Origin of the sequence: Streptomyces cyaneochromogenes (genome assembly GCF_003963535.1) — a bacterium.
Classification (GTDB): Bacteria; Actinomycetota; Actinomycetes; order Streptomycetales; family Streptomycetaceae; genus Streptomyces; species Streptomyces shaanxiensis.
The window spans coordinates 1,071,586-1,084,721 of record NZ_CP034539.1 but is presented as its reverse complement, the minus strand read 5'-3'; the positions used below and the strand labels follow the sequence as shown (position 1 = coordinate 1,084,721).

The 13,136-nt window shown below is 72.1% G+C and carries 10 protein-coding genes and 1 pseudogene; 8 read left to right on the top strand and 3 right to left on the bottom strand.

From position 1 onward, the window contains the following. The first annotated feature begins 29 nt into the window (after window positions 1-29). Complete coding sequence (locus EJ357_RS04620) at window positions 30-1,109, top strand: alcohol dehydrogenase catalytic domain-containing protein (RefSeq protein ID WP_228472965.1); 1,080 nt, start codon at window positions 30-32, stop codon at window positions 1,107-1,109. A 40-nt stretch (window positions 1,110-1,149) separates the two neighbouring features. Beyond that, window positions 1,150-2,040, top strand: a complete 891-nt coding sequence (locus tag EJ357_RS04615) for an SDR family oxidoreductase (RefSeq protein WP_126388869.1) — start codon at window positions 1,150-1,152, stop codon at window positions 2,038-2,040. 3 nt (window positions 2,041-2,043) lie between these two features. On the opposite strand, the gene EJ357_RS04610 is transcribed toward EJ357_RS04615, so the two are convergent. Next, window positions 2,044-2,928 (bottom strand): LysR family transcriptional regulator, encoded by an 885-nt coding sequence (locus EJ357_RS04610; RefSeq protein ID WP_126388867.1) that lies wholly within the window; start codon window positions 2,926-2,928, stop codon window positions 2,044-2,046. 120 nt (window positions 2,929-3,048) lie between these two features. Here EJ357_RS04610 and EJ357_RS04605 point away from each other — a divergent pair, with 120 nt between their 5' ends. The 5 genes and pseudogenes from EJ357_RS04605 to EJ357_RS50480 all read left to right on the top strand — a co-directional run. Beyond that, window positions 3,049-3,720 carry a succinate dehydrogenase gene (locus tag EJ357_RS04605; protein ID WP_126388865.1) on the top strand — a complete coding sequence of 224 codons (672 nt, stop codon included), beginning with the start codon at window positions 3,049-3,051 and terminating at the stop codon, window positions 3,718-3,720. Window positions 3,721-3,722: 2 nt separating this feature from the next. Then, window positions 3,723-5,669, top strand: coding sequence for a fumarate reductase/succinate dehydrogenase flavoprotein subunit (locus tag EJ357_RS04600; protein WP_126388863.1), 1,947 nt, complete (start codon window positions 3,723-3,725; stop codon window positions 5,667-5,669). Then, window positions 5,666-6,412, top strand: a complete 747-nt coding sequence (locus EJ357_RS04595; protein WP_126388861.1) for a succinate dehydrogenase/fumarate reductase iron-sulfur subunit — start codon at window positions 5,666-5,668, stop codon at window positions 6,410-6,412. The genes EJ357_RS04600 and EJ357_RS04595 overlap by 4 nt, the downstream gene beginning before the upstream one ends. 304 nt (window positions 6,413-6,716) lie before the next feature. Beyond that, on the top strand, window positions 6,717-7,487 hold the full coding sequence (locus tag EJ357_RS04590; RefSeq protein WP_126388859.1) for a GNAT family N-acetyltransferase: 771 nt from the start codon (window positions 6,717-6,719) through the stop codon (window positions 7,485-7,487). Between the two features lie 14 nt (window positions 7,488-7,501). Further along, window positions 7,502-8,119: pseudogene (locus tag EJ357_RS50480) on the top strand (lysophospholipid acyltransferase family protein); the annotation flags it as partial. A gap of 252 nt (window positions 8,120-8,371) precedes the next feature. Here the strand turns inward: EJ357_RS50480 and EJ357_RS50475 are convergent. Together EJ357_RS50475 and EJ357_RS04580 are read right to left on the bottom strand one after the other, a co-directional pair. Then, complete coding sequence (locus EJ357_RS50475) at window positions 8,372-9,145, bottom strand: hypothetical protein (RefSeq protein ID WP_323377829.1); 774 nt, start codon at window positions 9,143-9,145, stop codon at window positions 8,372-8,374. Between the two features lie 156 nt (window positions 9,146-9,301). Then, entirely contained in the window at window positions 9,302-11,638 is a 2,337-nt protein-coding gene (locus EJ357_RS04580) for an ATP-binding cassette domain-containing protein (RefSeq protein ID WP_126388855.1), read from the bottom strand. A 167-nt stretch (window positions 11,639-11,805) separates the two neighbouring features. Here EJ357_RS04580 and EJ357_RS04575 point away from each other — a divergent pair, with 167 nt between their 5' ends. Beyond that, entirely contained in the window at window positions 11,806-13,122 is a 1,317-nt protein-coding gene (locus tag EJ357_RS04575) for a phytase (protein ID WP_126388853.1), read from the top strand. Window positions 13,123-13,136: the final 14 nt, after the last annotated feature.

Below are 13,136 nucleotides of genomic sequence, written 5' to 3'. Positions count from 1 at the left end.
ATCGCGCGGGAAGAGGCATTGGACGGGCCGTGCAGGCCGCCCAAGACTCGGAGGTACCGGAACTTCCCGAGTACCTCCCCAACCCCCTGGAGCCCGCGATGCGTGCTGCCGTCGCCACCGGCGCGAACCTCCCCCTCGCCCTCGACACCCTCGACGTCCCCCAGCCCGCTGCAGGCGAGGTCCTGGTCAAGGTGACCGCCTGCGGAGTCTGCTTCTCCGACCTGAACCTGCTGCGCGGCCACTACCCCTTCGCCCGGTACCCCGTCGTCCCCGGCCACGAGATCACCGGAGTCGTGACCGCCGTCGGCGAGGGCGTGACCTTCCCCGAGGTCGGCACGCTCGTGGGCGCCCAGTTCCTGTACGACTCCTGCGGCCACTGCGACTACTGCGTGCGCGGCGACCAGATCCTGTGCCCCCGCAAGCGGATCACCGGCATCGTGACGGACGGCGGCTACGCCGAGTACGCCCTGCTCAAGGCCGACTTCGTCACGCCGCTGCCGGACGGCCTCGACCCGGTGGCCGCGGCTCCGCTGATGTGCGCCGGCATCACCGCGTTCAACGGTCTGCGGCAGGGCGGCGCGCGGGCCGGATCCCGGGTCGCCGTCGTCGGGCTGGGCGGAGTGGGCGCGCTGGCCGTGCGCTACGCCGCCGCCATGGGCGCCCGCGTCGCCGTGGTGGGCCGCTCCCGGCGCGGCGAGGACCAGGCCAAGTCGCTCGGCGCCGAACTGTTCGTCGCCACCGACGAGTCCGACCCGGCCGAGGCGCTCAAGTCCTGGGACGGCGGCGCCGACCTGGTGCTCAACGCCGCCCCGTCCACGGCCGCGGCCGCCGCCACCCTGGGCGGCCTCGCCCCCGATGGCACCCTCCTGCTCCTCGGCTACGGCTCCGAGCCGCTCACGCTGCCCACCCAGCCCATGATCCTCAACCGCCTGCACGTGGCCGCGTCCCCCTCCGGCTCGCCCCACGACCTGCGCGACACCCTCGCCTTCTCCGCGGCCCACGGCATCCTGCCCGACGTCACGCCGATCACCCTGGACCAGGCGCCGGCCGTCCTCGACGCGATGGCCGACGGACCGGCGCACGGCCGCAGCGTCATCACCTTCGCCTGACCCGCCGGACCACCGTCCGCCTTCGCGCAAGGAGACCTCCATGCCCTACACCGCCCTCGTCACGGGTGCCTCCAGCGGCTTCGGCGCCCTGACCGCCCGCGCCCTCGCCGACGCCGGACACACCGTCTACGCCGGGATACGGCAGACCACCGGCCGCAACGCCCCGGCCGTCGCCGACGCCGAGGCGTACGCCCACCAGCACGGTGTCGCGCTGCGCACCGTCGAACTCGACGTCTCCAGCCAGGAATCCGTCGACGCCGCGGTCGCGTCGGTGACGGCCGAGGCGGGGCGGATCGACGTCGTCGTGCACAACGCCGGGCACATGGTGCTCGGTCCGACCGAGGCGTTCACGCCCGAGCAGATCGCCGAGATCCACGACACCAACGTGCTGTCCACACAGCGCGTCAACCGGGCCGTGCTGCCACAGATGCGGGAGCGGCGCGACGGTCTGCTGCTGTGGGTGGGGTCGTCCAGCACCTACGGCGGCACCCCGCCCTACCTCGGCCCCTACTTCGGCGCCAAGGCCGCCATGGACCACCTGGCCAAGAGCTACGCGGTCGAGCTGAGCCGTTTCGGGATCGACACGGCCCTCGTGGTCCCCGGTTCCTACACCTCGGGCACCAACCACTTCGCCCACGCGATGCACCCCGCGGACACGGCCACCGCGGAGGCGTACGACATGCTGTACGCGGGGTTGATGGACGACGTCGGCAAGGCCCTGGCCGCCCTGGCGCCGGCCGACGCCGACGTCCGCGAGGTCGCCGACGCCATCGTCCGTATCGTCGGCACGCCGAAGGGCGAGCGCCCCTTCCGCACCACCATCGACCCCGCCGACGACGGCTCGGAGCGGGTGAGCGACGTCGCCGACAGCGTCCGCGCCGACTTCTACGAGCGCATCGGCATGCCGGATCTCCTCACACCCCGAGCCTGAGGCTCAGCGCTCCAACAGCATCCGCTGCAACTCCCGGGCGGCCCGCGGCGGAGCCACGTCGCTGCGGTGGGCCAGCGCGATCGTCCGGTGCAGCCCGGGCCGGGCCAGCGGGGTCACCCGCAGCCCCCGGCCCGACCGCGCCGCCACCATGCGCGGTACGACGGCCACGCCCAGCCCCGCCCGCACGAACCCCAGCACCGCGTCCATCTCCCCGCCCTCCACCGCGAAGTCCGGCTCGAAGCCCTCGGCGCGGCACGCGGCGACGGTCAGTTCGCGCAGGTCGTAGCCGTGCCGGAACATCACCAGGCGTTCGCCCTCCAGGTCGGCGATGCGCACGGTGCGCCGGCCGTTGCCCGGGCGGGGCGCCTCCGGGGAGGAGACCACCACCAAGTCCTCGCGCAGCAGCTCCACCGTGGTCAGGGCGGGGGAGGGGGTCGGCAGCGGCAGGACGACCAGGGCCAGATCGAGGGCGCCGCGCGCCAGCTCGCGCACCAGGTCGTGCGAGCCGCCCTCCTCGATCAGCAGCTGGATGCCGGGATAGCGGTCGTGGAAGGCGCGCAGCACATCCGGGAGCAGGCCCGTGCACAGGCTCGGCGTCGCGCCGAGGCGGACCCGGCCCCGGCGCAGCTGCACCAGCTCCTGGACCTCGTGCCGCGCGGTGTCCGCGTCGGCCAGGATGCGCCGGGCCAGCGGGAGCAGGGCCTCGCCGGCGTCCGTGAGCGTGATGTTGCCGCGCGCCCGCAGGAACAGGTCCGCGCCCAACTCCCGCTCCAGAGCCTTGATCTGCTGCGACAGGGAGGGCTGCGCGACATGCACCAGGTCGGCGGCCCGGGTGAAGTGCCGGGTCTCGGCGACCGCCACGAAGTACTGGAGCTGCTGGAACTGCATCCAGCCATCATAGGTTCCGGCTATCGAAACGAGCCGGACCATGTCTTGGACCGATGGGGCCGTTCGGCCCTAGCGTCATGTCCCATGGCTCTGGCAACGCGGACGGATCGACGGCCGTCCATGGCACGCACGGTGTGGGACTCCACCGTCGGCAAGAAGACCGTGATGGCGGTCAGCGGGCTGATCATGCTGCTGTACCTGGTCGTCCACATGATCGGAAACCTGAAGATCTTCTTCGGGGCGGGCGAGTTCAACCACTACGCGCACTGGCTGCGCACCGTCGGCGAGCCGTTCATGCACTACGAGTGGACGCTCTGGCTCGTCCGCGTCGTCCTGGTCGTCGCCGTCGTCGCCCACGCCACCTCGGCGTACCAGCTCAGCCGCCGCGACATCAAGGCACGCCCCAGCAAGTACGTGCACAAGAAGCCGCGGGCCTCCTACGCCACGCGCACCATGCGCTGGGGCGGGATCATCCTCGGCCTGTTCATCGTCTGGCACATCCTCGACCTGACGACCGGCACCGTGCACTCCGGCGGCTTCCAGGAGGGCCGGCCGTACCAGAACGTCGTGGACACCTTCTCCACCTGGTACGGCAACGTCATCTACATCGTCGCGATGCTCGCGCTCGGCCTGCACATCCGGCACGGCTTCTGGAGCGCCGCCCAGACCCTCGGCGCCGGCAGCCGCACCCGCGACCGCGCCCTGAAGACCTGCGCCAACGTCCTCGCGCTGCTGCTCACGGCCGGCTTCGTCGTCGTACCCGTGGGCGTCATGACCGGAGTGGTGAGCTGAAGATGACCTACACCGACTACACGACCGGCGAACCGGTCGTCGACCCCAAGGCCCCCTCCGGCCCCGTGGCCGAGCGCTGGGACAAGCGCCGCTTCGAGGCCAAGCTGGTCAACCCCGCCAACCGGCGCAAGCACACGGTGATCGTGGTGGGCACGGGGCTGGCCGGCGGCTCCGCGGGCGCCACCCTCGCCGAACAGGGCTACCACGTCGTCCAGTTCTGCTACCAGGACTCCCCGCGCCGCGCCCACTCGATCGCCGCGCAGGGCGGCATCAACGCGGCGAAGAACTACCGCAACGACGGCGACTCCATCCACCGGCTGTTCTACGACACGGTCAAGGGCGGCGACTTCCGGGCCCGGGAGTCCAACGTGCACCGGCTCGCGCAGATCTCCGTCGAGATCATCGACCAGTGCGTGGCCCAGGGCGTGCCGTTCGCCCGGGAGTACGGCGGCCTGCTCGACACCCGTTCCTTCGGTGGCGTCCAGGTGTCGCGGACCTTCTACGCCCGCGGCCAGACGGGACAGCAACTGCTGCTCGGCGCGTATCAGGCGCTCAGCAGGCAGATCGCCGCGGGCAACGTCGAGATGCATCCGCGCACCGAGATGCTCGACCTGATCGTCGTCGACGGACGGGCGCGCGGCATCGTGGCCCGCGACCTGATCACCGGCCGGATCGACACGTACTTCGCGGACGCCGTCGTCCTCGCCAGCGGCGGCTACGGCAACGTCTTCTACCTGTCGACGAACGCCATGAACTCCAACGCCACCGCCGTCTGGCGGGCCCACCGGCGCGGCGCCTACTTCGCCAACCCCTGCTTCACGCAGATCCACCCCACCTGCATCCCGCGCACCGGCGACCACCAGTCCAAGCTGACGCTGATGAGCGAGTCGCTGCGCAACGACGGCCGGATCTGGGTGCCGAAGGCCAAGGGCGACGACCGTCCGGCGAACAAGATCCCCGAGGACGAGCGCGACTACTACCTGGAGCGCATCTACCCGTCCTTCGGCAACCTGGTGCCCCGCGACATCGCCTCCCGCGCCGCGAAGAACGTCTGCGACGAGGGCAGGGGAGTGGGCCCCGGCGGGCAGGGCGTCTACCTCGACTTCGCCGACGCCATCAGGCGCATGGGCCGTAAGGCCGTCGAGGCCAAGTACGGCAACCTCTTCGACATGTACCAGCGGATCACCGACGAGGATCCGTACGAGGTGCCGATGCGGATCTACCCGGCCGTGCACTACACGATGGGCGGACTGTGGGTCGACTACGACCTGCAGACCACCATCCCCGGTCTGTTCGCGATCGGCGAGGCCAACTTCTCCGACCACGGCGCGAACCGGCTCGGTGCCTCGGCCCTGATGCAGGGCCTGGCCGACGGCTACTTCGTGCTGCCGGCCACCATCAACGACTACCTCGCCCGCAACCCGCACCACGAGCAGGTCACCGACGAGCACCCCGTCGTGCAGGAGGTGCTGGCCGAGACCCAGGACCGGCTGGGCCTCCTGCTGGCCGTGGACGGCGACCGTACGCCGGACTCCTTCCACCGCGAGGTCGGCGAGCTGATGTGGGAGTTCTGCGGAATGGCCCGCACCGACGCCGGGCTGCGCAAGGCGCTGGAGCGCATCCCGCAGATCCGCGAGGAGTTCTGGCGCCGCATCAAGGTCCCGGGCACCGGCGAGGAGTTCAACCAGTCCCTGGAGAAGGCCAACCGCGTCGTCGACTACCTGGAGCTCGCCGAGCTCATGTGCCTCGACGCGCTGCACCGCGACGAGTCCTGCGGCGGCCACTTCCGCGAGGAGTCGCAGACGCCGGACGGTGAGGCGGCCCGCAAGGACGACGAGTTCGCGTACGCGGCCGCCTGGGAGTTCACCGCCACCGGCGAGGCTCCGGTCCTGCACAAGGAAGACCTGGTCTTCGAGTACGTCCACCCCACCCAGCGGAGCTACGCATGAAGCTCACCCTGCGCGTCTGGCGGCAGAAGAACGCCGACGCCGAAGGCGCCATGTCCACGTACGAGGTGGACGGGATCTCCTCCGACATGTCCTTCCTGGAGATGCTCGACACCCTCAACGAGGAGCTCATCCTCAAGGGCGAGGACCCGGTCGCCTTCGACCACGACTGCCGTGAGGGCATCTGCGGCGCCTGCTCGCTCGTGATCAACGGCGACGCCCACGGGCCCGAGCGGACGACCACCTGTCAGCTGCACATGCGGTCCTTCGAGGACGGCGACACGATCGACATCGAGCCGTGGCGGGCTTCGGCGTTCCCGGTGATCAAGGACCTGGTCGTGGACCGGGCGGCCTTCGACCGGATCATCCAGGCCGGTGGGTACATCACCGCGCCGACCGGCGCGGCACCCGAGGCGCACGCCACGCCGGTGCCGAAGCCGGACGCCGACCTCGCCTTCGAGCACGCCGAGTGCATCGGCTGCGGCGCGTGCGTGGCGGCCTGTCCCAACGGGGCGGCGATGCTGTTCACTTCCGCCAAGATCAACCACCTGAACGTGCTGCCGCAGGGGGCGCCCGAGCGGGAGACGCGGGTGCTGGACATGGTGGCGCAGATGGACGAGGAGGGCTTCGGAGGCTGCACGCTCACGGGTGAGTGCGCCACCGCATGCCCCAAGGGCATTCCGCTCATGTCCATCACCAGCATGAACAAGGAGTGGCTGCGGGCCACTCGGAAGGTGAAGCGGTAGTCCGAGCCGCACAACAGACGTTCGCCGACCAGCGCGGACGGACGGGGTCGGGAGTGGTGCTCCCCGGCCCCGTCTCGCCTTTTCCGCACGCGGCAGGTGAACAGCACCGGAGCTCCCGGCTGACCGGCGGGGCACCGGAATGTGGACGACCGGTACCGGTTCACGCCGTTCAACATCCGCACATCCGCTCTCCTGACACAGGTCACGCGTACGCCAACCGGCATAGGAAGAACAGGGGCGGCACCACGCACCGCTCGCACCTTTCCGCCGCTCGCCGTCCCCGGCCCGTGACCAGGAGTAAGCCATGACCGGCGTACTGACCGTCGACCGTCCCCCGCAGCCCACGGCACCCACCCGGTACACCGTCGGCCTCGCCCGCAACGAGGAGGACGTGCGTGCCGCGCAGCGACTGCGGCACGACGTCTTCGCCGGCGAGATGGGGGCCCTGCTGACCACCCCGCAGCCGGGTCACGACATCGACGCCTTCGACGCGTACTGCGACCACCTGCTCGTCCGCGAGGAGGTCTCCGGCCAGGTCGTCGGCACCTACCGGCTGCTCCCGCCGGAGCGGGCCGCGGTCGCGGGCCGACTGTACTCGGAGGGCGAGTTCGACCTCACCCGCATCGACTCGCTGCGCCCGAACCTGGTCGAGGTCGGCCGCTCCTGCGTCCACCCCGACCACCGCGACGGCGCGGTCATCAGCCTCATCTGGGCCGGCATCGCCCGCTACATGGTCGACCACGGCCACGAGTGGCTGGCCGGCTGCTGCTCCATCCCGCTCGCCGACGGCGGCACCCTCGCGGCCGCGACCTGGGACCGCGTACAGGCCAAGCACCTGGCCCCGGAGGAGTACCGGGTACGGCCGCTGCGCCCCTGGCAGCCGACCGCCCCCGCCCCCGCCGCGCGCATCGAACTGCCCGCCCTTCTGCGCGGCTACATCCGCCTGGGCGCCTGGGTCTGCGGCGAGCCCGCGCACGACCCGGAGTTCGGGGTCGCCGACATGTACGTGCTGCTCTCGATGCGCCGGGTCAACGCGCGCTACCTGCGGCACTTCCTCTCCCTCGTCCCGGCGTGACGGACGGGGCGGCCATGAGCATCCCCTCCCTCGGCGCTGTGGGTGTCCCCACGGCGACCGCTCCCACCGCCGGTCCGGCCGGCGCACCGGCCGCGCGGGCCCACGCCGTCGAGGTGGCGTCCCTCTGGCGGCCCAGCGCACCCTGCACCCCGCGGACGTGCGTGGACGTGACGGGACCGGCCAGGGCCGTCCCCCTGGCCGCCCTGCGGCTCGTGGCGGTCCTGCTCCTGCTGGTCGCCGGTGTCCTCGCCACGCTGCTCGGCGGGCTGATACCCGCGGGACTGATACGACGCTGGAGCCGCTGGGTCGTGCGGGCCTCGGGCGTGCGGGTGCGGATCGAGGGCGCCGCCCCGGCCGACGGTGGGCTGCTGCTCGTCGCCAACCACGTCTCCTGGCTGGACATTCCGCTGCTCGCCGCGGTGCGCCCGGCCCGGATGCTCGCCAAGTCGGAGATCCGGGACTGGCCGGTGGCGGGCCGGCTGACCGCCCGCAGCGGGGCCCTGTTCATCGACCGGGACCGCATCCGCGCACTGCCCGACACCGTGTCCCGGATCGCCGGGGCGCTGCGGGCCGGCGAGGCGGTCGCCGTCTTCCCCGAGGGCAGCACCTGGTGCGGCCGCGCCCAGGGCCGCTTCCGCCGGGCCGCGTTCCAGGCCGCACTCGACGCGGACGTGCCCGTGCAGCCGGTACGTCTGCACTACCGCACGGCCGCAGGCGCCCCCGGCACGGCGGCCGCCTTCGTCGGCGACGACTCGCTGCTCACCTCGGTGTGGCGGGTGACGAGGTCACGCGAACTGGTCGCCGAGGCCGAGGTGCGCGAGCCGATCGCCCCGGGCAGCCGCCCCGACCGCCGCTCCCTGGCCCGGGCGGCCGAGGTGTCCGTCCTACCGGGGGCGCAGCAGCCGCAGATCCTCGCCCCAGGCGTCCAGCACCGCCCCGTGACCCTGCCGGCGGGCCGCGGCCTCCACGCGGGCGAACAGCCCCCGCTGGACCGCCACGTCGCCGCTCGCGCAGATGCGGTCCACGGCTCCCAGCAGGGCGTCGCCGTCCCAGCCGGGGAGCGGGTGGCGGGCAAGCTCCCAGCGTAGGTACTTGTTGTACGGGCGAGGGCGCCGGTCCAGGGCGAAGAGCAGCTCCAGGAGGTGGCCCACGCTGTCGGTGGCGTCGAGCCGGGCGGCGAGCGGCTCGCCGTCACGGTCGTTCTTGACCGAGCGGTAGACGGAGTTGGCGTACGCGTCCAGCCATCCGCCCGCGACCCGGAACGCCTCCTCGGCGCCCAGCCGCGCCTTGGCGGCGAGGATCTCCGCGATCCCCCCGGACTCCGCCGTCCCCTCGATCTCCGCGTTACCTCCGCCCGGCCGGTCCAGGACGATCCGCGCCCGGGCGAGGGCATAGCGCTCGTACCCTGGCATTGCGGCGGACCGGAACTCGGCGAGGGAGACGATCACCAGATCGAGCCGCGACGTGCGGTGACCGGCGTAGCGGCGAAGATCCGTCGTCGCACCGTCCGCGAGGACGACGTACAGGTCGTGGTCGGAGTGCTCGGTGGCCATGCCGTCGTGGGCCCGCGAGCCCTTGAGGACGAGGCCGACGACGGCGGGGTCGGCCGTGGCGAGCTCGACGAAAGCGTCGTAGGTGAGGGACTGCTGCGCGGTCATGCGTGATCTCCGGTGGGTCGGCGACGGGTATGCCTGCCGGGGCGGCCACGGAGGATCCGGGGCGCCCACACGGTCCGCGACGGCACACGCCGCCGCGCGGAGGATCAACGCACGGGCTCAGTCTACGACCCTCAAGTGCCTTGCCTGCAAAGGTGGTTACGGCAGGGCGCGGGCCAGATACCGCGCCGTGGCGCTCCCCTCCGCCCGAGCCACCTCCGCCGGAGGACCCGCCGCCACGATCCGCCCGCCTGCGTCACCGCCGCCCGGCCCCAGGTCGATCACCCAGTCCGCGCCCGCGACGACGGACATGTCGTGCTCGACGACGATGACCGTGTGCCCGGCGTCGACGAGCCCGTGCAACTGGCGCATCAGCACCTCGACATCGGCCGGGTGGAGTCCGGTCGTCGGCTCGTCGAGGAGGTAGAGCGTGTGGCCGCGCCGGCCGCGCTGCAACTCGCTCGCCAGCTTGATCCGCTGGGCCTCGCCGCCGGACAGCTCGGTGGCTGGCTGGCCGAGCCGCAGATAGCCGAGGCCCACGTCGAGCAGCGTGCCGAGACTGCGGGCCACGGCCGGGGTGTCCGCGAAGAACTCCGCCGCCGCCTCCACCGTGAGGTCCAGCACCTGCGCGATGTTCCGCCCCCGGTAGGCCACGCGCAGCGTCTGCGGGTCGTAGCGCGCCCCGCCGCAGTCCGGGCACGGCGCGTACGTGCTCGGCAGGAACAGCAGCTCGACGCTGACGAACCCCTCGCCCTGGCAGGTCTCGCACCGCCCGCCCGCGACGTTGAAGGAGAACCGCCCGACGCCGTACCCGCACGCCCGCGCCTCGTCGGTGGCCGCGAACACCTTGCGTACGACGTCGAAGAGACCCGTGTAGGTGGCGAGATTGGAGCGCGGGGTGCGGCCGATGGGCTTCTGGTCGACCGAGACCAGGCGGCCCACACCCGTCAGCTCCTCGGTGATCTCCCCGATGAGGGTGGACTTGCCCGACCCCGAGACCCCCGTGACGGCGGTGAACACGCCGAGCGGGAACTCGGCCGTGACCCCGCGCAGGTTGTGGCGGGTGACCGGGCCGACCTTCAACCGGTCGTGCGCGGCGCGCACTTGGCGTACGGCGGCAGGCGTGTGGTCGAACAGGAAACGGGCCGTCGCCGAGTCCGTGACGGCGGCCAGCTCCGCCACCGGCCCGCTGTGCAGCACCCGCCCGCCGTGCTCGCCGGCACGCGGCCCCACGTCCACCAGCCAGTCGGCGCCGCGCAGGACGTCGAGATGGTGTTCGACCACGTAGACCGTGTTCCCGGCCGCCTTCAGCCGCGCCAGGACCGTCAGCAGCGCCTCGGTGTCCGCCGGGTGCAGTCCCGCGGACGGCTCGTCGAGGACGTACACGACACCGAACAGACCGGACCGGAGCTGGGTCGCAAGCCGCAGGCGCTGCAGTTCGCCCGCCGAGAGCGTGGGGGTGGCCCGGTCGAGGCTGAGGTAGCCGAGGCCGAGCTCGACGACGGGCGCGATGCGGGACCGGAGGTCCTCGGTGAGGACACGGGCCGTCTCCGACGAGGCCTCGCCGTCCAGCATGCCCGCCAGCTCCGTGAGCGGCAGCGCGGCCAGCTCGGCGATCGTCCGGCCGGCGAAGGTCACCGCCAGCGACTCGGGGCGCAGCCTGCTGCCGCCGCACGCCGGGCAGTGCGCGGAGGTGAGGAACCGCTCCGCCTTCGCCCGCAGCGTCGGGCTCTTGGAGTCGGAGTAGGTCTTCATGACGTACCGATGGGCGCTCATGTACGTGCCCTGGTACGGCCGTTGGATGCGGTCGGCGTCGCGCACCGGGTGGACGGTGACGACCGGCTGCTCGTCGGTGAACAGGATCCACTCCCGCTCCTCGGCGGGCAGGTCACGCCAGGGCCGGTCGACGTCGTACCCGAGCGCGTCGAGGATGTCGCGCAGGTTCTTGCCCTGCCAGGCGCCCGGCCAGGCGGCGATCGCACCCTCCCGGATCGACAGCGCGGGGTCCGGGACCAGCAACTCCTCGCTCGTACGGTGCACTTGACCGAGCCCGTGGCACTGCGGGCACGCCCCGGCCGCCGTGTTCGGCGAGAAGGCGTCCGAGTCGAGCCGCTCGGCGCCGGGCGGGTACTCGCCCGCGCGGGAGAACAGCATCCGCAGGGAGTTGGACAGGTTCGTCACCGTGCCCACGGACGAGCGGGACGTCGGCGCCGAGCGCCGCTGCTGAAGCGACACGGCGGGCGGAAGCCCGCTGATCTCGCCGACCTTCGGCGCGCCGACCTGGTGGATCAGCCTGCGCGCGTACGGCGCGACCGACTCGAAGTAGCGGCGCTGCGCCTCGGCGTAGATCGTGCCGAAGGCGAGCGACGACTTCCCGGACCCGGACACCCCCGTGAACACGGCGAGCACGTCGCGCGGAATGTCCACGTCCACGCCCCGAAGGTTGTGCTCACTGGCGCCGCGGACGCGGACGTACGGGTCGTGCGGGGAGTGCATGGGTACGAGCTCCGGGATGTGCGAGTCGGGGGCGTGGGCAAACCCCGCGATTCTATGCGAACCAGACGCTCGCCCGTTCGAGCCACCTGATGTTCACGAGGCCTTCGGCTCACTCACACCGGCCGCCCATAACGTCTCGCCAGTCTCTCTTCCTACCGAGGAGTATCGTGAGCGTTTCAGCTCTGAGCACTCTCACCGCCGCGCTGCTGATGGTCTCGGGCACCGCCGCGCCGCAGCCGGTCGCCGTCTCCGCCCGCGTGGAGACCCCCGCCGTGTACGACGACGAGGCGGGCGGCAACGCCGACGCCGACGACCCGGCCGTCTGGGTCGACCCCCACAACCCCGGACGCAGCCTCGTGATCGGCACCCTCAAGGAGGCCGGCCTCGACGTGTACGGCCTCGACGGGCGGCGGCTCCAGCACATCGCCGCGCCCGCGGCGCCCGGCGCGGACGCCGCGCCCGGCCGCTTCAACAACGTCGACGTCGTCTACGGCTTCGAACTGGGCGGCAAGAAGACCGACTTGGCCCTCGTCAGTGACCGCGGCCGGGACCGGGTGCGGGCCTACGCGATCGACCCGGCCGCCGTGGCGGCGGGCAGACCCCCGCTGAAGGACGTGACGGCCGCCGACGCCGCGCCGGTCTTCGCCGCGAGCGAGGCCGAGGTCGACGACCAGCGCACCGCCTACGGCCTGGCCGCCTTCAGCGACGACGACAACGCCTACGTGGTGGTGTCGCGCCGCTCGGAGACCCGCGTACGGCTGCTCCAGCTGGAGGACAGGGACGGCCGCGTCGGCTACAAGACCGAGGACACCCTCGACCTGCCCGCCTCCTTCACCCTGCCGAACGGCACCAGCTGGACGCCGTGCGCCGACCCCGGCGACCACGCACAGGTCGAGGGCATGGTCGTCGACCAGGAGCGGCACGTCCTGTACGCGGCCCAGGAGGACGTCGGGCTGTGGCGGGTCGACCTCGACGACGAGGAGTTCGAGCGGCCCGAACTGATCGACCGGGTGCGGGAGTACGGCACTCCGTGGACGTATGACGCCGAGGAAGAGGAGTGCGTCCTCGACACCGCGGGCGACCCCGGCTTCGGCGGTGAGCACCTGAGCGCCGACGCCGAGGGCGCCGCGATCTACCACGCCGCCGACGGCAAGGGATACCTGCTCGCCTCCAGCCAGGGCGACAACACCTTCGCCGTGTACGAGCGCCAGGGCCGCAACACCTACCTCGGCTCCTTCACCGTCACCGACAGCGCCGCCACCGACGGGGTGCAGCACTCGGACGGGTCCACCGTGATCAACGTCCCGCTGGGCCGGTCCTTCCCCAAGGGCCTGCTCGTCACCCACGACGGCGAGGCCACGCCCGCGGACGGCGACCGTGAGGGCACCGACTTCAAGTTCACGGGATGGGAGTCGGTGGCCGGCGCGTTCCCCAAGCCGCTGACGATCGACACCAAGTCGTTCGACCCGCGCGACACGGACTGACTCCCCGTGCGGCA